At 39.4% G+C, this 25,637-nt stretch carries 22 protein-coding genes and 1 pseudogene; 19 read left to right on the plus strand and 4 right to left on the minus strand.

Translation table 11 applies throughout. The features are described from left to right. The first annotated feature begins 1 nt into the window (after window position 1). From M2R48_RS07770 to tatC, 18 genes and pseudogenes are all read left to right on the plus strand, one after another. Entirely contained in the window at window positions 2-649 is a 648-nt protein-coding gene (locus M2R48_RS07770) for an HAD family hydrolase (protein WP_262085680.1), read from the plus strand. Between the two features lie 39 nt (window positions 650-688). Then, entirely contained in the window at window positions 689-1,528 is an 840-nt protein-coding gene (locus M2R48_RS07775) for a MurR/RpiR family transcriptional regulator (RefSeq protein ID WP_004721513.1), read from the plus strand. A gap of 47 nt (window positions 1,529-1,575) precedes the next feature. Then, window positions 1,576-2,289 (plus strand): ribose 5-phosphate isomerase A, encoded by a 714-nt coding sequence (gene rpiA, locus M2R48_RS07780; protein WP_262085681.1) that lies wholly within the window; start codon window positions 1,576-1,578, stop codon window positions 2,287-2,289. Window positions 2,290-2,532: 243 nt separating this feature from the next. Beyond that, window positions 2,533-3,642 carry a sugar ABC transporter substrate-binding protein gene (locus M2R48_RS07785; protein WP_262085682.1) on the plus strand — a complete coding sequence of 370 codons (1,110 nt, stop codon included), beginning with the start codon at window positions 2,533-2,535 and terminating at the stop codon, window positions 3,640-3,642. 61 nt (window positions 3,643-3,703) lie between these two features. After that, window positions 3,704-5,218, plus strand: a complete 1,515-nt coding sequence (locus tag M2R48_RS07790; protein WP_262085683.1) for a sugar ABC transporter ATP-binding protein — start codon at window positions 3,704-3,706, stop codon at window positions 5,216-5,218. 49 nt (window positions 5,219-5,267) lie between these two features. After that, on the plus strand, window positions 5,268-6,266 hold the full coding sequence (locus M2R48_RS07795; RefSeq protein ID WP_004721504.1) for an ABC transporter permease: 999 nt from the start codon (window positions 5,268-5,270) through the stop codon (window positions 6,264-6,266). Between the two features lie 30 nt (window positions 6,267-6,296). Then, window positions 6,297-7,811 (plus strand): aldehyde dehydrogenase (NADP(+)), encoded by a 1,515-nt coding sequence (locus tag M2R48_RS07800; RefSeq protein ID WP_262085684.1) that lies wholly within the window; start codon window positions 6,297-6,299, stop codon window positions 7,809-7,811. 188 nt (window positions 7,812-7,999) lie between these two features. After that, complete coding sequence (locus tag M2R48_RS07805; RefSeq protein ID WP_262085686.1) at window positions 8,000-9,181, plus strand: maltoporin; 1,182 nt, start codon at window positions 8,000-8,002, stop codon at window positions 9,179-9,181. 193 nt (window positions 9,182-9,374) lie between these two features. Next, on the plus strand, window positions 9,375-10,415 hold the full coding sequence (locus tag M2R48_RS07810; RefSeq protein WP_262085687.1) for an NAD(P)-dependent alcohol dehydrogenase: 1,041 nt from the start codon (window positions 9,375-9,377) through the stop codon (window positions 10,413-10,415). 319 nt (window positions 10,416-10,734) lie between these two features. Then, window positions 10,735-13,379: pseudogene (locus M2R48_RS07815) on the plus strand (type VI secretion system Vgr family protein). A 17-nt stretch (window positions 13,380-13,396) separates the two neighbouring features. Then, window positions 13,397-14,521, plus strand: coding sequence for a hypothetical protein (locus tag M2R48_RS07820; RefSeq protein ID WP_262085688.1), 1,125 nt, complete (start codon window positions 13,397-13,399; stop codon window positions 14,519-14,521). Beyond that, window positions 14,494-15,585, plus strand: coding sequence for a hypothetical protein (locus M2R48_RS07825; protein ID WP_262085689.1), 1,092 nt, complete (start codon window positions 14,494-14,496; stop codon window positions 15,583-15,585). Before M2R48_RS07820 ends, M2R48_RS07825 begins: the two co-directional genes overlap by 28 nt. A gap of 224 nt (window positions 15,586-15,809) precedes the next feature. Continuing rightward, entirely contained in the window at window positions 15,810-15,953 is a 144-nt protein-coding gene (locus M2R48_RS07830) for a hypothetical protein (RefSeq protein WP_262085690.1), read from the plus strand. Window positions 15,954-16,336: 383 nt separating this feature from the next. Beyond that, window positions 16,337-16,606, plus strand: coding sequence for a lipase secretion chaperone (locus M2R48_RS07835; RefSeq protein WP_262087466.1), 270 nt, complete (start codon window positions 16,337-16,339; stop codon window positions 16,604-16,606). A gap of 106 nt (window positions 16,607-16,712) precedes the next feature. After that, complete coding sequence (locus M2R48_RS07840) at window positions 16,713-18,476, plus strand: alkaline phosphatase D family protein (protein WP_262085691.1); 1,764 nt, start codon at window positions 16,713-16,715, stop codon at window positions 18,474-18,476. Between the two features lie 202 nt (window positions 18,477-18,678). Further along, window positions 18,679-18,903: a Sec-independent protein translocase subunit TatA gene (gene tatA / locus M2R48_RS07845; protein ID WP_004721490.1), complete on the plus strand. Its 225-nt coding sequence runs from the start codon at window positions 18,679-18,681 to the stop codon at window positions 18,901-18,903. Between the two features lie 17 nt (window positions 18,904-18,920). After that, entirely contained in the window at window positions 18,921-19,439 is a 519-nt protein-coding gene (gene tatB, locus M2R48_RS07850; protein ID WP_151957908.1) for a Sec-independent protein translocase protein TatB, read from the plus strand. Further along, window positions 19,436-20,209, plus strand: a complete 774-nt coding sequence (tatC, locus tag M2R48_RS07855; RefSeq protein WP_262085692.1) for a twin-arginine translocase subunit TatC — start codon at window positions 19,436-19,438, stop codon at window positions 20,207-20,209. Before tatB ends, tatC begins: the two co-directional genes overlap by 4 nt. Window positions 20,210-20,336: 127 nt before the next feature. On the opposite strand, the gene M2R48_RS07860 is transcribed toward tatC, so the two are convergent. Both M2R48_RS07860 and M2R48_RS07865 read right to left on the minus strand, forming a co-directional pair. After that, entirely contained in the window at window positions 20,337-21,341 is a 1,005-nt protein-coding gene (locus tag M2R48_RS07860; RefSeq protein WP_262085693.1) for a formylglycine-generating enzyme family protein, read from the minus strand. Further along, window positions 21,338-23,020 (minus strand): arylsulfatase, encoded by a 1,683-nt coding sequence (locus M2R48_RS07865; RefSeq protein ID WP_262085694.1) that lies wholly within the window; start codon window positions 23,018-23,020, stop codon window positions 21,338-21,340. Before M2R48_RS07865 ends, M2R48_RS07860 begins: the two co-directional genes overlap by 4 nt. Before the next feature lie 723 nt (window positions 23,021-23,743). On the opposite strand from M2R48_RS07865, the gene M2R48_RS07870 reads away from it, so the two are divergent. Then, entirely contained in the window at window positions 23,744-24,073 is a 330-nt protein-coding gene (locus M2R48_RS07870) for a hypothetical protein (protein WP_262085695.1), read from the plus strand. Between the two features lie 76 nt (window positions 24,074-24,149). Here the strand turns inward: M2R48_RS07870 and M2R48_RS07875 are convergent, their stop codons facing one another. Further along, on the minus strand, window positions 24,150-24,740 hold the full coding sequence (locus M2R48_RS07875; RefSeq protein WP_262085696.1) for a tetratricopeptide repeat protein: 591 nt from the start codon (window positions 24,738-24,740) through the stop codon (window positions 24,150-24,152). Between the two features lie 263 nt (window positions 24,741-25,003). Continuing rightward, a partial coding sequence (locus M2R48_RS07880) for a 4Fe-4S dicluster domain-containing protein (protein ID WP_262085697.1) occupies window positions 25,004-25,637 on the minus strand: 634 nt, incomplete at its 5' end.

The following is a 25,637-nucleotide window of genomic DNA, read 5'->3' on the forward strand; positions in this document are numbered from 1 at the left end:
TATGACTGCTTATTCTGCATTTATCTTTGATTTAGATGGCACGCTGATTGATAGTGCGCCTGATATTGCGGAGGCTTTAAATATTGGCTTTGCTCAAAATGGTTGGCCCAAGCTTGAGGCGCATTTTGTTGAAAAATTTCTTGGCAATGGTCCACGTCGGCTGATTATCGATATTTTAGATGAATTGGGTGTTAAGTATGACGAACTCACCTTACAGCAAACTCTACAATGCTACCAACAGGCGTATCTGGCCAATCCTGCGGGGCATACCCGAATTTTTCCACACGTACGTGAAGATCTTGAGGCGTTAAAATCGGCTGGGATAAAATTGGGCATTTGTACCAACAAAACCCATGCAATCACTGCTAAAGTGTTGCAGCAATTGGGCTTGTCTGAATTATTTGATGTGGCCTTGGGTGCGGATGCGGTACCTGCCTGTAAACCAGATCCAAAACATTTGTTGGCTGTGGCGGACGCGATGAATTTGGTTTCTGGTGGCTGGGCTTATGTTGGCGATACACCCATTGATCAACAAGCCGCAGTGGGTGCCGATGTGCCTTTTTTTGTTGTACCTTGGGGCGGTGGCCCAGAAGTGGAAATTTCTGCCAAGCAACGTTTAAGTCGTTTGGCGGATTTATTACAAGTTTGATTTGATGTGCTGTCAAGTGGCGGCTAGGAGTGTGGTGGTATGACCGTCAGTTTGTTACAGCGGATTCTTCAAGAAAGTGAAAATATGCATCGTGCTGAACGACGTGTGGCTGATTTTGTGGTGACATCACCATCTGAAGTGATCCAGATGAGTATGGCGAGTCTGTCTGAAGTCTGTTCTGTCAGTGATCCAACCATTATGCGCTTTTGCCGCCGTTTTGGTTTTGAGGGCTATCAGGACTTAAAGCTTCAGTTGGCACAGAGCTTAGTGCCATCTGCACCATTTGCTTATGAGCAAATTATTCCCAATGATAGTATTGAAAATATTGTGCGGAAAACCTGCCGTAATTCACTGAATGCAATTCAGCGCTTGGCTGAAGATTTAGTGCCAGAGCAAATCACGGCGGGAGCAGGTTGCCTACAAGCAGCAAATTGGGTTGGCATTTATGCCACAGGAATGTCTGAAATCAATGCTGTGGATGCAGAACATAAATTTCAACGACTGGGTATCCGCTGTCAGGCCTTGCTTGGTACAAAGCACCAACGTATTCATGCCGATAGCGCCAGACCTGAAGAAGTTATTTTGATTTATTCGCAGTCTGGACATACGCGGAAAATGGTTGAGATTGCTAGCATTGCTCGTAAACGTGGTGCAAAAGTGGTTTCGATTACGGCACATGATAGTCCATTGGCGCAGATTTCAGATGTGCTGATTGCCGTGCAGCCTTATGAGCATACTGAGCTTATGACGCCGTTGGCTTCACGTCTGAACCATCATCTGGTGACCAATATGTTAGTCACTGCCATTGCAATCGCAAGTGGTAGTCAATTTCCTGATCAATTGCCGGCGCTTGATTTATGGCACACGGATAAGATTTGATCGATTAAAAAACAGCAGTGAAGCTGCGTAAGTAACAGGAGTACTGAATGAGTAATCAACAGGATGAAGCAAAAAAAGTAGCAGGACGCCGAGTAATTCAGGATTTTATCCATGATGGTATGAAATTGGGCTTAGGTTCTGGAACGACGTCGCATTTTTTTGTTCGAGAGTTGGGTGCACACATCCGAGAACATGGATTAACCCTGACGTGTACCACCACTTCTTGTTCAACCATTGAGGTGGCACAACAGGTGGGGATTGAAATCACGGATCCCAATGAGATCGGTGAAATTGATCTGACCATTGATGGTCCAGATGAAGTTGATCACCAGTTTAATATGATCAAAGGTGGTGGTGCTTGTTTGCTTTGGGAGAAGATCATCGCACACGCTTCTAAACAAATGATCTGTATTTGTGATGAAACCAAGATTGTCGATTGTTTGGGTGGCTTTCCGCTTCCAGTTGAGGTGGTGCAATTTGCATGGAAGCAAACCTTAGCAATGGTTAAACGTGTACTTAGAGAACATGGTATTGACAATATACGGATTGAACGTCGAATGCGTGATGGGCAACCCGTCGTGACAGACAGTGGTCATTTTATTCTAGACTGCCATTGTGGGCCAATAATCAAAGATCCATCACCATTAGAGATTGAGCTTAATCGAATTCCGGGTGTGGTCGAAAATGGTCTGTTTACCCGTGAAGCGGTGGGGATAGTGGTGGCGTGTTTTGATGGAACCTCTTACGTAAAAATGCGATAATATAGTAAAACTATATTTTATTGTTATAAAACTAAAATCGATTTACCAGAATAAAATGGTTGATATTTCTCTTAAATATCCGTGTTTATTATATATTTAAGCTTTTATTGTTTAATTTTAAGTATCTATTTATTGTATCTAAAGATTATTTTTTAAATATTCTGCATGGGATGTTATTGACAGTTTAATTAAAAATCTAGTATTACTAGATTTAATAAATTAAGGAATAAAGGAGATATTCCAATGACAAAATCAAATCAGGGCGGAATAACCCGTCGTAATCTATTTAAAAGCGCAGTTGCAGCAGGTATAGGACTGAGTTTTGGGGGAGGGCTTATAGGATGTAGTCGTTCTACATCAACCGCAACTCGTCTTTCAATTCCATATTCCAATAAAAGTCTTGATTACTACTTTTTTGTGATTCAGGAAGAAGCTGTTAAACGTGCGGTGCAAGCCAACTCAGGCGAGTTTCAAGCCACCAATGCAAACTTTGACAGTACCCGTCAGCTTGAGCAGTGGCAGAGCTTACTCTTATCAAAACCATCGGCGATTATTTCAGATTCAATTGACAGTCAGGCGATTGTTTCTGCCATCCAGCGCTATAACCAACAAAAGATTCCTGTCGGTATTATCGATACGCCTGCGGATGGTGGTGATGTCGCAATTACTGTGAGTTTTGATAATTTTCAAGGCGGTGTCATTGCTGCAGAGGAGATTGTAAGTCGTCTGGTCAAAAAGTACGGAAAGCCAAAAGGTAAAGTCTTGAATTGTTTTGGTGCTTTGGCTTCTGTGGCATGGCGTTTACGTAAAGAAGGCATGGATTCAGTTTTTGCGAAATACCCAGAAATTACCTATTTGTCTCGACCGACTGAAGGACAACTGGAAAAAATGCTGGCTGTGACCTTATCTACATTATCTGAGCATCCTGATCTAGATGCTGTACATGCACCTTCAGATTCTCCTGCTCGCGGTATTGCGACTGCATTGCAACAAAGAAATCGTTGGAAGAAGGTCGGTGAGGAAGGCCATGTTATTTTCGTGACGATTGATGGTGAACCAATTGCTTTGAAATGGATTCAGGAAGGCTATATGGATGCATGTGTATCCCAAGACCCAATCGCTTATGGTGAGATTGCAGTTGAAATGCTAACTAAGCATTCATTGAAGAATGCAGAAGTGCCTTTGGGTGAATACCACAACACGAAGTACTTTTGGGAAAAAGGCGTCATCGTAAAAGGTAAAACAGGACCAACACTGATTATTCCTGCTTTTGTCATCAATAAGGACAATGCAAGCGATGCAAGACATTGGGGGGCAGTGGCTGAGAAGGATTGGGGCATTCCCTATGCTTAATTCGTATTGAGTAAAGCAGACTTGTTCCAGTGATAACAAATAAGCAATGTTGAGAGAAAAAATGGGATTACATGAACGGAATATTGATAAGGCAATTAATGAGAAGATCCTAAGCATTGACAATGTGACTAAAAGTTATGGTGTGGTTCAAGCACTACGCGGTGTCACGGTTGAGATTCGTAAAGGTTCTATTCATGGCTTGCTGGGTGAAAACGGTGCAGGTAAATCCACATTGGTTGGCATTATTTCGGGACAAGTCACCCCTACATCTGGGCGAATTATTTTAAATGGTCGTGTACTTGAGCATGTTGATGTCAAAGCAATGGAAGCCGCTGGGGTTTTCTTGGTGACACAAGAGCCAATGATCATTGACAACATGACCGCAGAAGAAAACCTGATGTTGGGTATCTGGCCGAATAAAAAAGGGTTTATCGATTGGAAAACTTTGCGTGGCAATGCAAGTCGCATGCTTGAAGGAACCAATATCGATGCCAAAGCGCTAGCAGGGCATTTAAATGCGGTGGCACGACGTAAGTTAAATATTCTACGGGCGATGTTCTCTGGTGGTCGAGTGATTATTTTGGATGAGCCAACAGCGGCATTAACCGTTGCTGATCGCCGTCAGTTATTTGATTTTATGCATAAATTAAAAGCTACGGGGGTAACGTTTATCTTTATCTCACACTACAACGATGAAATTCTTGAAATTTGTGATGCGGTGACTGTATTACGCGATGGCAGTTTGGCAGGTGGTTCTGACAATGTGAGTAACATGAGTTCTGAACAACTGACTGAGTTGGTGATCGGGAGAGACCTTGCGCTTTTTCAACGGGAGCGATGTGATTACACCGGTCAAATCCCTGCTGTTTGTTTAAAAAATATATATGGCAAAGATTTGGCCTTGCAACAACTGAACATTGGTCCAGGCGAAGTGATTGGATTTACAGGTCTGCCTGGCGCAGGCGCAAAAGAAATTGCTCGGGCAATCTTTGGATTGCATCCTGCAAAAGGCTCGATCTCAATGCATGGCGAAGATGCGCAAGCTTTAGCAACGTCTCCACATGAAGCCTTTGATATGGGAATAGCTTATCTTTCTGATGATCGTCGTCATGATGGGGCGGTTGGACAGATGTCAATTGGATCGAATATTGCGCTTTCTTCTTTATCACAACGCTCAAAATTGGGATTTATCGATCAACAGGCAGAGGATTCGGTGATTCAGCATTATTTTAACGCAATGGGGGTGAAAGCACCCAATGCTGAATATGCAGTGGATACATTGAGTGGTGGTAATCAACAAAAAGTGTGCTTGGGACGAGTGTTGGCAGCAAAGCCACGATTGTTGATGGTGGATGAACCGACACGTGGAATTGATATTGGGGTGAAACAAGATGTATTGCGCATCATTGATGAACTTAGTCGTGCTGGTGTTGCGGTCATCATTGTTTCAACTGATATGGACGAATTGGTCCGTGTGGTCGACCGGGTGTGTATTTTTGGTCAAGGGACTGTAAAAGAAACATTGACGGGGCAGGAGATTACCGTCGACCGTCTACGTGCATCCGTTCAGGCGTGATGTCACGAGACAATAATAAGGATAGATGCAATGAGTAAGGAGAGATGCAATGGGTAATGAAATAGCAGCAGACAATAAGATCACCAACATTACAGCAAAGAAAAATACCCGCGAAATTTTAGGTTGGGTGCTCCACAACGTGGTCTGGATTTGGTTGATCGCTTTGGTCATCATTTTTGGTGCATTTAATGAATACTTTCTTACCGTGTTTAATTTGCAAAATATTATGGTGCAGGCAACCGTTTTAGGGCTTTTGGGTTTGGCTGTCGCATTGCCATTGTTGATTGCTGAAATCGATCTTTCAATTCCAGCAAATGCAGGTTTTTCCGCTGCTGTGGGTGCACTTGCTTATTCTGATTGGGGATTACCTTGGTTTGCCGCGATTTTACTGGGCTTATTGGTCGGTACTTTTATTGGGTTCTTTAATGGTTGGTGTATCACCCAATTAAAAATGGTTGCATTGATCCAAACCCTAGCAATGATGATCATCCTTCAAGGTGCACTTTTGGCCTTAACACAAGGCAAAACACTGAATAATTTTGCAGAAGCTTATACCTGGATTGGGCAAGCAACCCTCGGGACTTGGCCATTAATGCCAGTGGTATTTCTGATCATGTTGTTGATTATTGGTGTGATGTTGAAACATACCGTTTTAGGTCGTTCAATCTATGCTGTAGGTGGAAATCCTGCTGCTTCACTCTCTGCGGGAATCCGAGTGAAGCGTATCAAGATTATGACCTATACCATTTCAGGGTTTCTTGCTGCTCTTGCGGGATTCTTACTGGCTTCATGGCAAATGGCGATTACATCAAATCAAGGCTCAAGCTATCTACTCTATGCGATTGCGGCACCGATTATTGGTGGTGTCAGTGTATTTGGTGGGCGTGGCAATGTGAAAGGTGTTTTGGGTGGTGTATTGCTACTCACGATCATTCAGGTCGGACTTGCAATTATCAATGTGCCTTCTTTTTATGTCGGAATGATTGGAGGAATCATGATTTTTATTGCAGTACTGATTGATGCTTTCCGCGTCCGTTATTTTGGTTAATTTACTCAACTTGATCGAGGAATAAGCACAATGTCTTTTCAACCACATGGTCAGCACTTAATCGCAGGGAAGTGGATTGCGACTGATCAGACTTTTACCAATAACCCGATTGATGGTTCAGTATATCGTTTTTCTGTTGGTCATCGTGAACTTGTCAATCAAGCGTGCCAAGCGGCAGAAGATGCTTTTTGCACTTATGGTTACTCAACGCTTGAGGAGCGCGCGACTTTTCTCAATGTCATTGCTGATGAAATCGAAGCTCGAGCAGATGCGATTACCCAGATTGGAACCCAAGAAACAGGGTTGCCCAAGGCTCGACTGGAAGGAGAACGCGGGCGTACTGTGGGGCAGTTGCGACTATTTGCTGCACATATCTTGAAAGGTGAGTTTTTGGATCGCCGTCATGATGTTGCACTTGCGGATCGAAAGCCACTGCCACGTCCAGATATTCGTTTGATGCAACGCCCAATCGGACCAGTTGCAGTGTTTGGTGCATCAAATTTTCCGCTGGCATTTTCAACAGCAGGCGGGGATACAGCATCGGCATTGGCCGCAGGCTGTCCAGTTGTGATTAAAGGGCATGAGGCACATCCAGGTACAGCGGAGATTGTTGCTGAAGCGATTCATGCTGCGATTGAAAAATGTGGATTGCATGCTGGTGTATTTAGTTTAGTCCACGGTGGAGCATTAGATGTTGGTCAAAGCTTAGTACAACATCCGTTGATTAAAGCGGTTGGATTTACAGGTTCGTTGCGTGGTGGACGTGCTTTATATGATCTTTGTGTTGCACGTCCAGAACCGATCCCGTTCTTTGGTGAATTGGGTTCTGTTAATCCAATGTTTATTTTGCCCAATGCGATTGCCAATCGTGGTACTGAAATTGCCAAAGGCTGGGCTGAATCATTGACATTAGGCGCAGGTCAATTCTGCACCAATCCTGGGATCGCCGTGTTGATCGAAGGTTTAGCAGCAGATGCATATATTCAAACTGTTGTAAAAACACTTGAATCTGTTCCAGCACAAGTCATGTTAACCGATGCGATTGCCGAGGCTTATCGTGAAGGGCAACAACGTTTGGCAAATACAGCAGATGTAAGTGAAGTCTTTAGTTCAAGCAGTGATTTGCGTAATGCGAGTCCTTATCTGTTTGTTACAACAGGCAAAGCATGGCTGGAGAATAAGACCTTAGAACAAGAGGTATTTGGACCGCTGGGTTTAGTGGTTATTGTTAAAAATATCGATGAATTGATGCACGTGGCGAAGTCCCTTGAGGGGCAGATTACCTGTACGCTTCATCTTGATCAAGCAGATCATCACGTTGCAAGTCAATTACTGCCTGTACTGGAACGTAAAGCAGGTCGTATTCTTGCAAATAGTTTCCCAACTGGGGTTGAGGTATGTGATGCCATGGTTCATGGCGGACCCTATCCAGCTTCAACAAACTTTGGTGCAAGCTCTGTAGGCACGCTGGCGATTCGTCGCTTTATGCGTCCTGTGTGTTATCAAAACATTGCGGAAGACTTGCTTCCTGTGGATTTACGTTAAGTAAAAATCAAGCCTAATGTGCTTGAAAATAAAGGCAATGAGATGAATTAAAGGAGATGATTTTATCTCATTATTAAACTCTAAATTGAATTGAAATAAATATAATTTTAATGAGTGTGCTCTTTACTCCATCCAACTGAATGAATCAGAGAGATAAGGCAAACTCGTGCTTAAAAAAGGAATTTAACATGAAAACAAACTTATGGATTGTTGGAACAACGGTTTTTTTATTGTCGCAAATTGCATCTGCGATTGAATTTGGTGGCTATTTCCGTACGGGAATCGGTGCAACTGAAAATGGCAAAACACAAGAGTGTTTTCGACTCACGGGGGCGCCGACCAAGTATCGTCTTGGCAATGAATGTGAACAATATGGTGAGTTTTTTGCCCAACAAAACCTGATCAAATTAAAAGATAATTCCGAACTGAACATCAAAGGAATGCTTCAGTTCTATAACCAATATGGGCAAACATTAAGTTTTAATGACGACAATGGTTTTACCCGAATGAATCAAATTTATTTGGATTGGAGAAATATTTCCTATCTGAATGGGGCAAATCTCTGGGCAGGTAGGCGATTTTATCAACGTAATGACATTCACATGACTGATTTCTTTTATTGGAATCAGAGTGCTACTGGCTTCGGTATTGATGATTATAAAATCAATGACTTGTCCTTAAGTTATGTGTTTTCCCGAAAAGACAATGTATTTCAGGAAAAATATATCAATCGACATGATGTGACAGTCAAAGGGGTTCCAATCGGTTCTAAAAATACAATCAATACTGGTTTGTCATTGATTGATGCAGATGAGATGGGCTGGGCATTGACTGTGCAAAATGTCACGGCTGAGGTATTGAATGGTAAAAATACCGTGGCGCTACAATATGGTCAAGGTGCTGGAATCGGGCTGAGTTATACCGGTAACCCTGAGCTGGATCGTGATACTTCTTCACTGCGCTTTCTTGAAATCTTGGATTGGAGCTCAGACAGTAAGAAATTCAATGGACAAGCTCAATTTATTTACCAAAAAGACCAACTGAAGAATCAACAAGATCGTGATTGGATTTCAGTGGGCTCTCGGGTGGCGTATGTGGTTCAAGATCATTTTAAAATTTCCACTGAAATTGGCTATGACCAAATTAAGGCCAATGACCAAACCCGTAATCTGACCAAATTGACACTGGCACCAACCTGGTCGATAAAGGGCACAGGCTATTATGATCGTCCAGAACTGCGCCTTTATTATACCTATGCATTTTGGAACGATAATGAGCAAAAAATGCGTGACTTGGTGATGCCGAATAACAATTTTCAAAATGTGAATCGTGGTTCAAACTTTGGTGCTCAATTGGAATATTGGTGGTAAGGCTTTAATTGATTATTCAAAAATGAGTGGTCTTATAAGATCGCTCATTTTAAAAAATGTGACTCAATTGAAAATATGACTTAATTAAAAATGACATCAACCACTGCAACACAACCCAGTGGAATAAGTCAGCAGCAGAAAGGCACAACAAAAAAAGCAACAACGGAAAACAACACCCAAGGAAGCAATCACAATGAAAGCATTGGTACTGGAAGAAAAAGATAAACTGCAAATTCGTGATATTGAGATCAATGAATATCTAAGCGCAACTGATGTACGCATTAAAATTGCCAAAGTGGGTATCTGTGGCAGTGACGTGCATTATTATCAGCATGGTCGAATTGGTGATTTTGTTGTCAATGCACCAATGATTCTGGGGCATGAAGCGAGTGGGATCATTGTTGAAGTTGGTTCAGCAGTTCAACATTTAAGAATAGGCGATCGCGTATGTATGGAGCCGGGGGTTTTTGAGCCCAATTCTCCAGAAGCGATGCAGGGTTTGTATCATCTAGATCCGAATATTCAGTTTTGGGCAACACCGCCTGTACATGGTGTATTGCGTGAGTCTGTAGTTCATCCTGCAAACTTAACCTTTAAGTTACCAGATCATGTCAGCCTTGAAGAAGCGGTGTTGGTTGAACCTTTGGCCTCAGGTGTACATGTGGCTCGCAAAGTGGGTATTTCACCTGGAGATACTGCTGTGGTTACTGGTGCAGGGACGATTGGTGCTTTAATGGCATTGGCATTACTCGCATCAGGCTGTAGTCAAGTTATCATCACGGATATAAAACAACTGAAGCTGGATTTTTTAGTCCAGCATTATGGTGAGCGTTTAATTGCATGTAATGTCGCACAGGAAGATTTAAAGTGCTTTGTACAACGGCACTTTGTCGGTGGTGTCGACCTATTTGTTGACTGTAGTGGTCATGCAAGCGCAATTGCAGCAGCGCCCGATTGCCTAAAACCTGCGGGCAAACTGGTTTTTGTTGGAATGCCACAACACGCTGTGCCTATGGATATTGTTGCCATGCAGGTCAAAGAGATTGAGACGATTTCAATTTTCCGTTATGCAAATGATTATGAGCGTTCTATTGCGCTGATTGCTTCTGGTCAAATCAATGTGAAGCCGCTAATTTCAAAAAAAATTCATTTTAATCAAAGTATTCAAGCATTTGAGTTGGCGGCATCGGCACCTGCAGATGTGATTAAAATTATTATTGATTTTGAACTGTAATTTATTAATTATTAGTTACTTAGATATGTGAGGTTTTTTTAGCATTGTTTCAAACTTATTATGGCAAACAGGTCTATCAGAAATGAAGATAATCAAATATAGGATCAATGTGATACTCAGATTTTAAGTCAGATAGTTTTGGTCTTTTTGAATAAATATTTTATAAAACAAATAAAAATGCACATGCTCCATAAATGCCATAATAAAGATATAGACATGACTATTTAAATAACAAATAAGATATATACAGATCTGTATAGACAAATTGTAAAACTTTTGAGTATACTGGGTAAAATTTAGAAAAACTTAACAATAACTTATGTTGAATAATATTTACTCTGCTTTAGAGCAATTAGGCTTGAGCGCTCAAAAACGTGTGATCCACATACAATTTTCTAATTCGGCTTTGAGCCAACAAGTATTCCTACAACGTATTGATGGGATGCATGCAATCAATCAAGGGGTGAATTTACAACTGATTTGCCTGTCTACAGCAGAAAATTTACCTTTGAAGAGCTTTATTGGGAGCCAAGTAGCTGTTGATATTGTCACAGATAAATCTGAGTTAACCCGTATTTCAGGCATTGTGACCAAGGCTGATATTGGCGCCAGTGATGGTGCTATTACGATTTATCGCTTGACGGTTGAAGATCCGACAGCACTGTGGAAGCATCGTAGAAACTCCAGAGTTTTCATGGCGAAGTCTGTTGTTGACGTGATCCAGACCGTATTCTACGAATGGGTACAACGGAGCACGCTGTTTGCTTCAAGTCTAAGTTTGGATAAAAGTGGCTTAACCAAGGACTACGATGTCAGACCATTCATTATGCAGAATAATGAACTGGATATAGAATTCCTTACTCGTTTGATGAGAAGTGAAAATATTAGCTGGTTGATTGATGAAGCACAGCTTAAGGTTTCCTGTTTTACAGAAAAAATACAACCGCAAAAACTAAGATTAATAGATGATAATTCTCAATACAAAAGTTTAGAACGTCGGAGTATTCGCTTCCACCGTAGTAGTGCTGTAGAGCGTGGTGATTCGATTTTAAGTTTAGTCGCAGAACGAAGTTTACAACCGACTTCCGTGCATATTCATCGTTGGCAAGCCGATGTGCTGGATATAGAAGAAGGTGCAGGCAATGTCTTAAGTAAACACAAGCATAGTGAAAACTATGACAATGCCGGCTTAGGCTTAGAGCAAGTTTGGCATTTTAGCCCAGCATGGACTCAAGACCTGAATGGAGAGGATGGGGTAACGCCATCAGGCAACAGTCAGGTTGAACGGTTTAACCAAAATCTCAGCAATTACTATGATTCACAAGCCAAACAATTTACCGCAACATCGACAGTACGGGATGCACAGGTTGGCTATTGGTTTGAGTTGAATGAAAATCTCCGAGTGGATCAAAAGTTTTCTTCCGATAACGAATTCTTGATTATATCCAAGACTTTCTATAACCAGAATAATTTACCGAAAGACCTCACGTATCAGATCGATGCTTTAATCAAACAAAGTCAGTGGCAAACCGCAAATATCACAACAAACAATAGTGATGAACGTCAAGCCAATCAATTGGTGCTACAACGACGCAATATTGCAGTTGTTCCCGAATATAATCCACTGAAACATCGACCGATTGCATCACCACAACGGGCCAGAGTGGTTGGTCCAAGTGGTGAAGAAATTTATGTGAATGAAAAGGGACAGATCAAGGTTAATTTTTTGTTTACCCGAAAAGAAGACCACAGTCATGATGGTGGGGCAGGTTCTAACGACAATGATACAGATTCTGCTTGGGTAGATGTACTGACCCATGGGCAGGCGAAGGTTATGGGGCAAGGTTCTTACCGAGGATTGGAGAATTAGTCGTTATAGATTTCTTTGCGGGGGATATTGACAGACCATTTGTGATGGGGCGTATCCATGAAGGACACCGCCATCCGACCCAGTTTGATGATAAGGGAAAACTGCCTGATACCAGAAAGCTATCAGGGATAAAAAGTAAGGAATATAAAGCGAGTGGCTATAACCAACTCAGATTTGACGATACCCAAAACCAAATCAGTAGCCAATTACAGAGTAGTCATGGGGCCAGCCAACTCAATCTAGGTAATTTAAGTCATCCTAAAGAAACTGACACCAGTGAAGGTCGAGGTGAAGGCTTTGAATTGCGTACAGATCAATGGGGAGCACTCAGAGCCAAACAAGGCGTATTGCTTTCTACCTATCCGCAAGTTTCAGCAAGTGGCGATCATCTTGATGCCTCTGAAACAAAATCACAACTTGAATCTAGTTTGAATAATTCAAAAGCTTTAAGTGAAGTTGCTAAAAATCAACAAACTGATCCCTTAGAAATACTGGACGACCTAAAAGAGTTTATTGAGCAAATCGAACAGGAAAGTGAAGCTAAGGCAAAAGCATTTAAACAAGCTTTAATGATTTTGACTTCACCTAACTCTATTGCCTTAGCAAGCAATGAAGATATACATCTATCCGCAGATGGTCAAATCAGTCATAGCGCAGCTGATAGTATTAACCTAAGTACCCAAAAGAATGTCTTAGTGCATGCAAAAAATAAAATCAGTTTATTTGCAGCTCAGGAAGGTGCAAGGTTATTTGCAGGAAAAGGTAAAGTTGAAATTCAAGCGCAGGGTGATGGTGCTGATTTGCTTGCCCGAAAAGGCATTCAGATTATTTCGACTGAAGATAAGATTGAGATAAAAGCCAAAAAGAAAATTGTTTTGATATCTGATACAACGAAGCTAGAGATTAGTGGCGCAGGTGTTTTTTTCACCACAGGTGGTCTGTTTGAGGTGAAGTCTGGACAACAGAAGTTTGTGAGTGGAGAAAAAGTTGTGGCTTCTCTTCCTATTTTGCCATTTAGTTCTTTGAACAATACCTGCCCATTGAAAGGTCGTTATGGGAATGAAAATAGTATTAACGAAAATGAAAATAGCTGAGAATGGAGAAAATCATAATGACAATAGATAATGCACCTTATCCAAACTCAAAGGGAGAGGATATTGATACTCCTCCAGTCAATAAGCTTCCTAAAGTCCAAAAACCTGATTTTTCCAAAGTACAAGGTCATGCTTGTACTAAGATCCCCGCTTTTTTAGATCGCCAACATCGTTTTGAGAGTCTATCGGGGAGTTATTATCGAACTAAAGCTGATGGTTCTTATGATGGTGTTGAATTTGATCCAAAAAAACATTCTAATCAACTCAAAACTGTAGAAGAAAATGGTAAAAAACTAGTAGTAACTTTTTATAATTATGGTGGTGGATCTAAAAATATTGATATCGAATTTGATCCTAAAAAGAATGTACTGTGTTTCTCTTGTAGAATTGTATTTTTACCTAAAAGAGTAATAAGCAATAAGGATGGGAAAGAATATCCTTATGAGAATCAAAAGTCGGACAACATTGATGTTTTTTTAATAGAAAATAGAGAAATTACTGAAGAAATAATTAATTTTATTCAAGAAAAACAAGGTAAAGTAAACGAATTGATTAATTATGTGGGTTATTACTTTAGTCCAAGTGATTGTAATATAGCTGGGGGATGTACTTGTTCAATCCCTGTGATTATGAAAGTTTCTATGCAAGTACAACATGCCAGTGAACCGCAAAGCCCATTAGCACACTATATTAACTTATATCCCTCTGCTAGTCGTGCTGATGCTAGTAATTGGGGGGAGATTGAATTAAAGAAAACCATTAAAGCGGCTGAGTCAATTTATAAAGTTATTAATGGGACGCCAACTAAAGTGGGGGAAAAACCACAAGAAGAAATCGAGATGCCACAAGATGTTACCTCAGTTTTTTTACATGAAGCAGCACATTTGTTTGGTTTTCCTGATGAATATTTTGAGGGTGGTGGAGCTGTGCATAAGATGTATATTAAACCAGATACTCAAACTGTAGATATAAATTTTACTGAACCACAAAATGATTGGAAACGGAAAGTAGATGGTCATTTAATGTCTTCACCATTACCAGGTAAAATGCCCATTATTCCAGCATACTATTATGAACGGTTTCGAGAATATTTTGAAAATAAAACAGGTGTAAGATGGAAAATCAAAAAAACAGAAACTTAATTAAAAGAATTGTTTTTTCTTTAATATTATTTGGAATAACAACAATGAATTACGCTGAAAAATTTCGTATTAAACATATATATGCACCTGTTGTGCAGGTTTTAGGACAGCATTCTACCACAGTTACTTTTCCTGTTTATTATCCTATAGCTATAAGTAATGATGATTATGCAATTACAGAAAATTTAAGTGATACATTTTCAATTAAAAGTGATGATTTTGGAATTTATAAAGTTCTTTTATCTGAGGAAATGAATGAAAGAACAAAAGAAATTAATAAAATATTAACTATGCCAAATGTCGAGAAAATTTTAATAACAAATGATCCTAAACGTGATCTTTGGTATCAATTAAATAAAGATCAGCCTAAATTCACAATGCAGAAATTTATCAAAGGTTTTAGAAGAAGCAATACTATAGATTTGGGTGATTTTCATAACCAACAGGAGCGAAGAAAAGCTCAACGTACGATTCAAGTTAGTAACTATATTTCAGATTTGGCTCAAATAGGATATTCAAAAAATAAAGTTAAATTTGCTGATTTTTATGGAACAACCAACATTATTCCTAAAAAAGAAGGTTTAGAAGTAATTCTAACTTTAAAAAATGTAGGACCTTTTGATGTTACCTTAAGCAATCCTAAAAGTTGGGAGGCAATACCGAAAGTCGGTGAAGAGGTAAATACCGATAAAACTTGGTATGAAATTGTTTTTGGTGGCTTGTATAAAGATGTTTCATGGACAACACGCTTTGGTTTAGAAAATAAATATTTAATTACAGATGAATTGCAGTCTGATAAAGCACTTTATGGTTATTTTATTGTTAAGTCCAACTCTGAAAGAACACTTCGCTTTTTAGTTCCTTATCAAGATATTCAATTTCGATCTAATACGGGACTGATAGATGGTAATCGAACTAAAGAGGGTTATATTCTATTAGACTATCATGCAGGAGTCTTGGATAGTAGCTGGATAATGTATATTGATTTTGGTGGTATATTCTCTCAGCGTGTATGGAAAGCAGAAAAAACCTCAACAGTAAAAGGCTGGATTAATTTAGAATAAAAACTAAAGCATTACCAGACTATTCTAATGTATATTGATTTTGGTGGTATATTCTCTCAGCGTGTATGGAAAGCAGAAAAAACCTCAACAGTAAAAGGCTGGATTAATTTAGAATAAAAACTAAAGCATTACCAGACTATTCTAAAGCTATATTTTTACATGAAACAGCAAACTTATTTGGTTTTCCTGATGAATATTTTGAGGGTGGTGGAGCAGTGCATAAAATGTATATTAAACCTGATACTCAAACTGTAGATATAGATTTTACTGAACCACAAAATGATTGGAAACGTAAAGTAGATGGCCATTTAATGTCTTCTCCTTTATCAGGAAAAATGCCCATTATTCCAGCATACTATTATGAATAGTTTCGAGAATATTTTGAAAATAAAACAGGTGTAAGATGGAAAATCAAAAATAAGTGTTTTATCATTCAAGTGATTTTTATTTGTATGTTTAATTCAATTGAATTTACTAAAACCCTAAAAGAAAATACTTTATACATATCGGTCTTTATATTTGTCGTAATTTGTCAATAAATTCGTGGTGAAATGTCAATACGCATATTTCTAAATTTTATACTTTAACACAGTGTTGTGAATATTTATGAATAAAATTCCACAACTTTTATAACTTTAAGAAATGATTTAAATCAATACCAATCGATAAGACAGCACGAAGGATTTGTGAATCTTGGTATGTATTTTAGTTTGAGATGACGATATAGACCATGACAAGAAAATTTTTATAAATACGCAAGGAGCGGTTAAAAGTGTTTGGTCCTGAAGTGACCGAGCGGATGGAATCTGTTGATAAATCAAGAGCGCAATTTAAAAACCAAGCAGAAATATATATGCAAAAGCGAGGTGAAATTTTGCAGCGTAATTTAAATATGCTTGATCAGGAAAAATCAATTGAAGCACTTAGAAAAGAAATTTTTAGTGACGGATATGATAAGCGGAGAATTATCAGTCTGGAAAAAATTTATGATACGGAAAAATCGCTAGATATTCTCAATTAATGCATGTGTATTCAATGAATCAATCTAGTTAATGGGACCGTAGAGAATAAATAAAGTTAGGTCTTATTTAGTATTTGTAATCTAGCCATAGTTTAAGGAGTAAAGTATGACAGCCAAAATTACACGACGAGAACTTATTCAAAAAAGCCTATTCGGTTTTGGTGCACTGTCTTTATCTGCGGGTTTTACGGGATGTAATGACAGTTCAGATCGAGAATCAACAACGCTACAAGTCAATTTTGAATATGGGGTTGCCAGTGGAGACCCTTTACAAGATCGCGTGATTTTATGGACACGCTTAACGCCCAATGATAGCAGCGCACGTTTGCAAGTGACTTGGGAAATTGCTTTAGATGATCAATTCAAGCAAATCATTAAAACAGACAAAGTCACCACAGCAAAAGCACAAGACTTCACTGTGAAAGTTGATGCCACAAACTTAAAACCAGATCAACGCTATTTCTATCGTTTTAGCTTTGGCAATAAATTTTCACCAGTTGGACAAACCAAAACATTACCAATCAACCCCAGCAAAGTCAGTTTTGCGGTATGTTCTTGCGCGAATTTTCCAGCAGGGTATTTCTATGTTTATCGTGAAATGGCCAAGCAAGATGTTGATGTGGTGATTCATTTGGGTGACTATATTTATGAATATGGTCAAGGTGGTTATGCAACAGAAGATGCAGTGAAGTTAGGACGTACTTTGGCTGCGGACAATAATCAAGAAATTATCAAGTTAGATGATTATCGCAAACGCTATGCGTTATATCGTAAAGACAAAGATTTACAAACCTTGCATCACCGTCACCCATTTATTGTGATTTGGGATGATCATGAGTTGGCAAATGATACATGGCGAGATGGTGCTGAAAATCACCAAGCCAATGAAGGGTCTTTCCTCGATCGTAAACTTGCAGCATTACAAGCGTACTTTGAATGGATGCCGATTCGCCCTATTTCCGCAAATGATCATCTCAATATTTATCGCCAGTTTGACTTTGGTACACTGGTGCAATTGACCATGTTAGATACCCGTATCCTTGCCAGAGATAAGCAACTGGAATATACCGATTATATCACCGCTTCTGGTATGGATTTTCAACGTTTTCAAACCGACTTAACCAATCAGAATCGAACCTTGATGGGGTATACCCAACGTGAATGGTTACAGCAAAAGTTGGCTCAATCTAAGGCAACGTGGAATGTATTGGGTCAGCAAGTGTTGATGGGTAAGATATTAATCCCTGCTGAATTACTGGTACCGTTGAGTGCAGTTCTGAGTGGAAACGCAACTCAAGAGGTTTTAAATCAAATCAATACGATGATTATGGAGTTGGTGCAACTGAAAATGCGTGTGCTACAGGGCGATCCAACATTGACCGCAATTGAAAAGGCACGTTTAACCACTGTCGCACCTTATAATTTAGATGCTTGGGATGGTTATTATGTTGAACGAGAAATTCTGTATAACACTTTAAAAGCATTGAACAAGAAGGTCGTAGTGCTGGCAGGTGATACCCATAATGCATGGTCATCAGAGTTGTATAGTCAGGCGGGTGATTTTGTCGGTGTCGAGCTGGCGACAAGTTCGGTGTCATCACCGGGAATTGAAAAGTATCTCAATATTCCAGTGGAACAGTTACAGCAGTTTGAAATGGCGTTTACCACACTGATTGATGAGTTGGATTATACCAATCTAAATCAACGTGGTTATCTGAATGTCAGCTTTACTGCAACGCAGGTTCAAGCGGACTGGATCTATGTCGATACCATTAAAGAGCCGCAATATACTGTGGATACAAAACGTGGGCATCAAGTGGTGTTGAATAATCAATTGGTCAATACCCGTTCGATTAAGAAAACTGCTTAATAAAAGTCTATTTAATTTTATATCGCCTGACTACTGAAGAAGATTTAGATGCTATTGCTATCGCGTCATTTCTTCAGTAGTGCAGGGTTTGGCTGTCTTTGTACACATAATGAAATAACACAATAGGGCTTGTTGACAATTCGTCTACAACGCAAGCCATTTATGAAATGTCAACAGACCCTAATATCAGGAGTAAAAAATCATGGCTGGATTATCGATTTGGCACGTACTTATTTTTGCAATTGTGGTGATCTTACTTTTTGGCACATCTAAATTAAAAAATTTAGGTAAAGATGTCGGCGGTGCGGTGAAGGATTTTAAAAAATCAATTCAAGATGATGAAACAACCGCTGCTGCACTGAATGAACCAAGAACACAGGAACATCAAAATAGTAATACTGATGTGAACTCTACGGTAAAGCACTAAAACTGGAGAACTAACACATGCTTGATGTCGGATTTTCTGAATTATTGGTTTTTGGGATCATTGCGCTGTTGGTGTTAGGGCCAGATAAACTCCCTGAAGCTGCGCGTTTTGTTGCGAAATGGTACAGTAAATTGAAACGTCTCATCAGCAATGTTCAGAACGACATTGACCGTGAATTACGCTTATCCGAATTGCGCGAACAGATGCAGAATGAGATGCAGCGTATTCAAGAATTAGAGCAAAAAATGCAGGCGCAGATGCATGAGTTACAGCAATTATCGGCTATGCCTGGAGATGCTATACAGCAAGAGCAAGCGCCAGCACGATTAGAGAAACAGCAATTAGAGCAACCGCAATTAAAAGAACAGCAAAAAGCCCAGCTGAGAGTGAAGCAGATTTATCAACCTGTCTCACGTGATATTCCTACAGTCTATTTGCCAAGTATCTGGCTAAAACAAGTTCAATGTAATGATGAAAAACTCAGTATTGATCTTGTTCAATCCAAGTCAATATCGCAATTGAAGGTGGCCGTATGACATCAATGATACCGCAGCTACAAGAGCAAGTTTCCGAAGAAACGACTCAGCTTGAAGCAATGCCAATCACCCGACATTTGATGGTGTTGCGTCAGCATCTGTTTAAAATTATCGGGGTATTGATTGTGCTTTTTTTCTGTTTGTTGCCATTTGCAAACAGAACTTATTCAATGTTATCTGAACCACTACGTGCCCAATTACCTGCCAGTTCGACCATGATTGCTACAGATGTAACTGCAACATTTATGGCACCTTTTAAACTGAATTTCTTTATTGCGCTGATGCTGGCGATGCCTTTTATCATTTATCAGATTTGGGCATTCATTAAACCTGCATTGTATGAAAAAGAAAAGAGTCTGGCATTCCCATTGTTATTGAGCAGTATTTGTTTGTTTTATTCAGGGATTGCCTTTGCCTATTTTATTGCCTTACCTTCGATTCTGCATTTTTTTATCAGTGTTTCACCTGATACCGTTGCGCCAATGACAGACATTAACAGTTACTTAAGTTTTTGTTTAAAACTCTTTTTGGTGTTTGGGGTCACTTTTGAAATTCCAATTATTACACTGGTATTGATTTTAATCGGTTTGGTCAGCACGCAAACGCTGGTGGAAAAAAGACGCTTTATTATTGTGGGCTGTTTTTTTATTGCGATGTTTGTTACGCCACCAGATGCTATTTCGATGATCATGTTGGCAATTCCAATGTGGATGTTGTTTGAATTGGGGTTGGTATTTGGCAAGATGATTGAAAAACGTAAACGTGTATAAGCACTGATTTTTAGTGAAAGTGGTTAAGTGTTGCTTTGTTCTATTCAACCTTTCTTTTTTAAAGCAGGCGAATTCATATTTAAGTGTATAAATTCGCCATATCTCTAGATTTTAACCCATCCTTGTCTCATGGGTGAGTACGTAATACTGTTCTAAACCCCACATGGGTTGCAGCCAAATCAAACTCTTGCGGATATCGACTACTATTTCGATAACGAGAGCAATAACTTGAAGCACATAAGAAAGAACCTCCTTTAATCACATATTGGGTTGCTGCGATGCTTTGCTGACGCAGATCCGTATAATTTCCCATATGTTGGTCATGCGCGCCTTGATATACAGAAGTGGTCCATTCCCAAACATTACCAATCATATCGAACAATTGGAACGCATTGGCAGGGTAGCAACCGACAGGTGCCACACCTGCAAAATGGTCGTCAACAGAATTATGTAACGGAAATTCACCTTGCCAGTAATTGGCTTGTGGATGTTGATGGGCATCCTGAGGTGCTTGGTGCAGTGGTGTATCGACTTTTGAACCTGCTTTGGCAGCATATTCCCATTCTGGTTCAGTAGGTAAATCTCGTCCTAACCAAACTGCATAATGTTCAGCATCATTTTTGGTCACATAGCGAACAGGTTCAGCAGGGCGTGGAGCTTGACCCGAAGCGCCATTAGGCGTTTTCCAAGTGTAATCAGATTTGAGTTGCCACCACTGATTAGGCTTATTGGCATCTGGTGAAAATACAGCCGCCTGTTTCTGTTGCTCTGCATCGGTTACATAGCCTGTGGCTTTTACAAAACTGCTAAATTGCGCCACAGTCACTTCGGTTTGATCAATCCAGAAACCCTCAACTTGTCGTTGTTTTTGCCCAAAATTAAGTTCATCGGGATAGGCTTTATCGGAGCCTAGCTGAAATGAACCTTTGGCAATCCAAACCATCCCCGCTGTTGGCTTTTTTTGCCATGCATCGGGTAAACCTGAATAGTGTTCGCATTGCTGCAATGAACCAAGCGGTGTAGAAGCTTTACTGGTTTGTTTGGGAGAATGGTGCGAGTTGGTCGTAACCTTATTGCAGCCTGTTACAAGAAACAGGCTACACAGTGTAATTAAAAGGGGACTGAACTTCATTGAATGTTGTATTCCTTGACTCCATTTTGTTGGGTATATTTGTTATATACATCAAGTAGTTCTTGTAGTTTTGCTGGATTATTTTGTGCAAGGTTTTGGGTTTCACCACGGTCATTTTTTAAGTTATATAATTCCCAAGTTCCCGTTCCTAGCTCTGCTTTACCTTGTAAAGCAATTTTCCATTCGCCTTGACGCGCATATTTACTGCCATGCAATTCATCGGCAAAACTAAAGTTTACAGGGCGAATCGTCTGCGCTTTATTTTCAAGCACCGATTTCCATGAGGAACCACTTGGGGTATTAATCTGACGGCCTTTATATTGACTTTGTGGGACGGCAATATTGGCATAATCTAAAACAGTAGGGAAAACATCGAGTACTGAAGCAAAACCATGATAGGTTGCTTGCGCTTTATTTTGATGAGGAAGTTTAACAATGGCTGGTGCTGTGGTTGCACCTTCACCTGCAGTATCTTTCCATAAATGGAAAGGTGCGGCACTGACTTCAGCCCAACGCGGACCGACATAGTGATAAGAACTGGATGTACCGACATTATTCACCCGATTATCAAAACCTGATTCGGCTCCATAATTACCACGGATAAAGCCTTCAGCCCCATTATCTGAAACAAAGAAAATTAAAGTATTGTCGTATAAGTTATTGCGTTTTAAATACTCAATCACGCGTCCAATATTGGCATCAAGGTTTTCAACCATTCCCGCATAGATTTCCATTCTGCGTGCTTCTAATACTTTTTGCTCAGCGGAAAGTTCATTCCATTTGCCATATTTTTGTGGTGCATTTTGTGTCGCAATCGGTTCGGCTGCAGTAAAGTTGGCTGGAATTAGACCAAGTTGTTTTTGGCGGGCAATACGACCATTACGAATCACATCATAACCAGCATCGTACACGCCACGATAACGGTCACGATATTCAGTTGGGGCTTGTAATGGCCAATGAGGTGCTGTGTAGGCAGCATAAGCAAAGAATGGCTTGCCTGAATTTTTTCCTGACTCTAAATAGCTAATTAATTTATCAGTGAAGTAATTGGTTGAGAAAAAATCATCGGGTAAGGCTGAAATTGGAACAACTTTACCATCCTCTGTATAGGTGGCATTACGTTTGTAGGCACTAGGTGCTTGTTTAAAGTGTAAATCTAGACCTTGTAATAGCGTAAATGAGTGATCGAAGCCTTTTACATGTGCGTTGGTTTCAGCGGTTAAACCGAGGTGCCATTTTCCGCTGATATAGGTTCGGTAGCCATTATCTTTAAGCACTTCTGCAATTGAGAGTGAGCGCTCATTTAAGTAGCCCTCATAACCCGGCTGGCCTTTTAAGTGGGCAGGGGTGAGCTCAGCCATAGCCCCAATGCCCGCTAAGTGATGGTCTGTACCCGAAATCAATTGTGAACGTGTCGGTGAGCAGGTCGGGGCAGTATGATAGTCCGTTAAAATCCGACCTTCTTTGGTCAGTGCATCAATATTTGGAGTGTGTATTTCTCCACCAAAGGCTCCTAAATCTGAATAACCTAAATCATCTGCCATGATAAATAAAATGTTTGGTTGTTTCTTGGTTTCCACCACAGTATTTGAATCGTCGGAATCATTATTATTACATGCTGAAATTGAAAGGCTGAATAATGCAATGGAAAGTGTTGTAAGCAGATTTTTATGAGACATACGTGTCGACTTGGTTTTCTAAAAAATTAGGCTGAGTTTAGAGTGTTAATTTTTATGGTAAAAATAATTAAAATTTGATTGTTAATCTGAAAAAAAGAAAAGCCCTCAATATGCTTCCAAATAGATGTTGAAATCATTTAAAAGTAAGCATGTTGAGCTGTTTAATAAAACCAAAATACTTCTAGGCTAAAAAATAAGCACCATCAGCTTATAACAAGGCCTTGGATATGCTTTAGGCATATTAGGAAAGTTTTATATTCGTAATAGTTTAATACAGAATATTCAATTGCACCTTTGCAATATTATGGGGTTGAGATACTGATATTTGAGTCGATCCGACCGAATCAATTAAATTGACTAAACTTTAAACATTGGTGTGAATCAATAAGCTGTTTTGATTCGAAAGTATGTTTTTTAAACAAAAGTATACAGAACTGTCTGTTTTTATGTTGATGGTGTATTGATTAATTGAAGATTAATGTGATAAATTCTACAGAATTAGAGGGAGATCTTTTTTAAAGATTCTTGATGCCTTGATCCTATTTCCTTTCCCCAAGGGAAATAGGAGTTTTTAAGGCTGAATAAAAAGCAATGGATAAAGATATTTATAAAAGACAGAAAATATATTATCTCAATACGGACTCAGATAAATTTTATTAAATAATGCATTTGTATGAGCTGTATTTTAAGAGTAATAATACGAATCTATAGGTAAGTATTACGATGAAAATTTATGAAATGATATTTCATAAAGGCACTTATGAACAAACACGCTTATTTTATATTCAGAATAATAAAGCTTCACGTCAGCATTTTATTGAAAATATGCGCTTAGAACTTGAGCAAGAACTTAAGGATTTCAATCTCAGTTGTAAGTCTCAGTATAAGCATGATTTATTTGCCTTGTACAAAAAAGTCCAAAAAGAAAGCCATTTACATTTAGATGCGATGGAAGATGAATTTATACAAAATTCAAAAGCCATTTTTGATCAATGCATTTGTTTAATTGTTAAAAGTCATGAGGTTTTACATGTTGTAAAACCTCTTATTTAAAAAGTATTAGTTAAAATAAATAATCATTAAAAATCAAACCTATAATTAATTAAATTCGTAGTTTCATTGTTTTTCATCATAATACAGCCAATTGCTGTTGCGCTAATTCATAGCCTTGGTCTGCGGCTTTTTTAAACCATGCTTTCGCTTTGTTGATATCTTGGGGCAGACCTAAATTTCCATCTAAGTATAGAGATCCCAGTTTAAATTGTGCTGTCATATCACCATTTTCAGCCGACTTGTGATACCAATAATTTGCAAGATCTTGATCTTTCTTTATATTTTTCCCATCTGAATATTCTTCAGCTAAATTGTATTGTGCCATGGCATTGTTCTGATTTGCAGATTTGGTCAGCCATTCAATACCTTTACGGGTATTTTTACCGACACCTGATCCCCATAAATAACTCATTGCCAAACTGAGTTGAGATTCTGAATCACCCGCTTCTGCGGCTTTTTTAAACCAAAAAACACCTTTTTCTTCATCAAAGGACACACCCTGATTGCCACTACTATAAAGATAACCCACTTGGTATTGCGCTTTTACGTCCCCGTTGTTGGCTTTTTCGAGTAGCGCTTCAAAACTTTGTGCAAATACAAGTGTGGTGGGGGAAAATGTAAGAATAATCAGAGGATACAGCAGTTTTTTAATTTTAAATTTCATCATTTTTCAATCATTTGTGTTTTTTAATCAATAAAATTAAAGTGCAAAATTAAGTTATAGTCAACTTAATTTGAGCCAAGACTTATTCTATTTTGTTTTTCAAGCTTAGCTCCCTAGGGAACTAAGCTTACCTAAATAATGAAAATGAAGAGCTTATATCACTCGACAAATTGGGGTAAAAGACGCTGTTAATACTACACAAAATTATCTAAACACTCGCATGTTTAGTGGTGAGCAGCATTAAAGCATCGTCCTAAGTATCCAGCTTACATATTTGGATAGTTAGGCCCACCACCACCTTCCGGCGTTACCCATGTGATATTCTGAGATGGATCTTTGATATCACAAGTCTTACAGTGAACACAGTTTGCAGCATTAATCTGGAAGCGCTTAGAACCATCATCATTTTCCATAATCTCGTAAACACCAGCAGGGCAGTAGCGTTGAGCTGGCTCATCCCATTTCGGTAAGTTGACATTGACTGGAATCGAAGCATCGGTCAGCTTTAAGTGAGCTGGCTGATTCTCTTCATGTACGGTATTGGATACAAATACAGAAGATAAACGATCAAAGGTTAATTTACCGTCTGGCTTTGGATAAGTGGGTTTAAATGTCGCAGCATCTACAGTTTTTAATGCACTAAAGTCAGGTGCAAGGTCATGTAGGGTAAATGGCACTTTAAAGATATTTTGATCGATAAAGTTAAATGCACCACCCATCCATAAACCGAATTTATGCATCGCTGGGCCAAAGTTACGTGAACGATGTAACTCTTCTTTTAACCAACTGTTGTTGAATTTGTCAGTATAAGCAGTCAATTCTTTAGCAAAGAAATCTTCGCCTTCAGCGACACGCGCAACCGCTAAATCACCACCTTTCTCATGACCCGCTTGGATTGCT

Origin of the sequence: Acinetobacter sp. I-MWF, assembly GCF_025433935.1 — a bacterium.
Classification (GTDB): domain Bacteria; phylum Pseudomonadota; class Gammaproteobacteria; order Pseudomonadales; family Moraxellaceae; genus Acinetobacter; species Acinetobacter guillouiae.

Bases quoted from the DNA above. Each gene is read 5' to 3' on its own strand.
- M2R48_RS07775 (WP_004721513.1), top strand. From the start codon at position 689: ATGACCGTCAGTTTGTTACAGCGGATTCTTCAAGAAAGTGAAAATATG.
- M2R48_RS07805 (WP_262085686.1), top strand. From the start codon at position 8,000: ATGAAAACAAACTTATGGATTGTTGGAACAACGGTTTTTTTATTGTCG.
- M2R48_RS07870 (WP_262085695.1), top strand. From the start codon at position 23,744: ATGAAAATTTATGAAATGATATTTCATAAAGGCACTTATGAACAAACA.
- M2R48_RS07820 (WP_262085688.1), top strand. From the start codon at position 13,397: ATGACAATAGATAATGCACCTTATCCAAACTCAAAGGGAGAGGATATT.
- rpiA (WP_262085681.1), top strand. From the start codon at position 1,576: ATGAGTAATCAACAGGATGAAGCAAAAAAAGTAGCAGGACGCCGAGTA.
- M2R48_RS07840 (WP_262085691.1), top strand. From the start codon at position 16,713: ATGACAGCCAAAATTACACGACGAGAACTTATTCAAAAAAGCCTATTC.
- M2R48_RS07800 (WP_262085684.1), top strand. From the start codon at position 6,297: ATGTCTTTTCAACCACATGGTCAGCACTTAATCGCAGGGAAGTGGATT.
- M2R48_RS07770 (WP_262085680.1), top strand. From the start codon at position 2: ATGACTGCTTATTCTGCATTTATCTTTGATTTAGATGGCACGCTGATT.
- M2R48_RS07825 (WP_262085689.1), top strand. From the start codon at position 14,494: ATGGAAAATCAAAAAAACAGAAACTTAATTAAAAGAATTGTTTTTTCT.
- M2R48_RS07810 (WP_262085687.1), top strand. From the start codon at position 9,375: ATGAAAGCATTGGTACTGGAAGAAAAAGATAAACTGCAAATTCGTGAT.
- M2R48_RS07795 (WP_004721504.1), top strand. From the start codon at position 5,268: ATGGGTAATGAAATAGCAGCAGACAATAAGATCACCAACATTACAGCA.
- M2R48_RS07875 (WP_262085696.1), bottom strand. From the start codon at position 24,740: ATGATGAAATTTAAAATTAAAAAACTGCTGTATCCTCTGATTATTCTT.
- tatC (WP_262085692.1), top strand. From the start codon at position 19,436: ATGACATCAATGATACCGCAGCTACAAGAGCAAGTTTCCGAAGAAACG.
- M2R48_RS07790 (WP_262085683.1), top strand. From the start codon at position 3,704: ATGGGATTACATGAACGGAATATTGATAAGGCAATTAATGAGAAGATC.
- M2R48_RS07785 (WP_262085682.1), top strand. From the start codon at position 2,533: ATGACAAAATCAAATCAGGGCGGAATAACCCGTCGTAATCTATTTAAA.
- tatA (WP_004721490.1), top strand. From the start codon at position 18,679: ATGGCTGGATTATCGATTTGGCACGTACTTATTTTTGCAATTGTGGTG.
- M2R48_RS07860 (WP_262085693.1), bottom strand. From the start codon at position 21,341: ATGAAGTTCAGTCCCCTTTTAATTACACTGTGTAGCCTGTTTCTTGTA.
- M2R48_RS07865 (WP_262085694.1), bottom strand. From the start codon at position 23,020: ATGTCTCATAAAAATCTGCTTACAACACTTTCCATTGCATTATTCAGC.
- M2R48_RS07830 (WP_262085690.1), top strand. From the start codon at position 15,810: ATGTATATTAAACCTGATACTCAAACTGTAGATATAGATTTTACTGAA.
- tatB (WP_151957908.1), top strand. From the start codon at position 18,921: ATGCTTGATGTCGGATTTTCTGAATTATTGGTTTTTGGGATCATTGCG.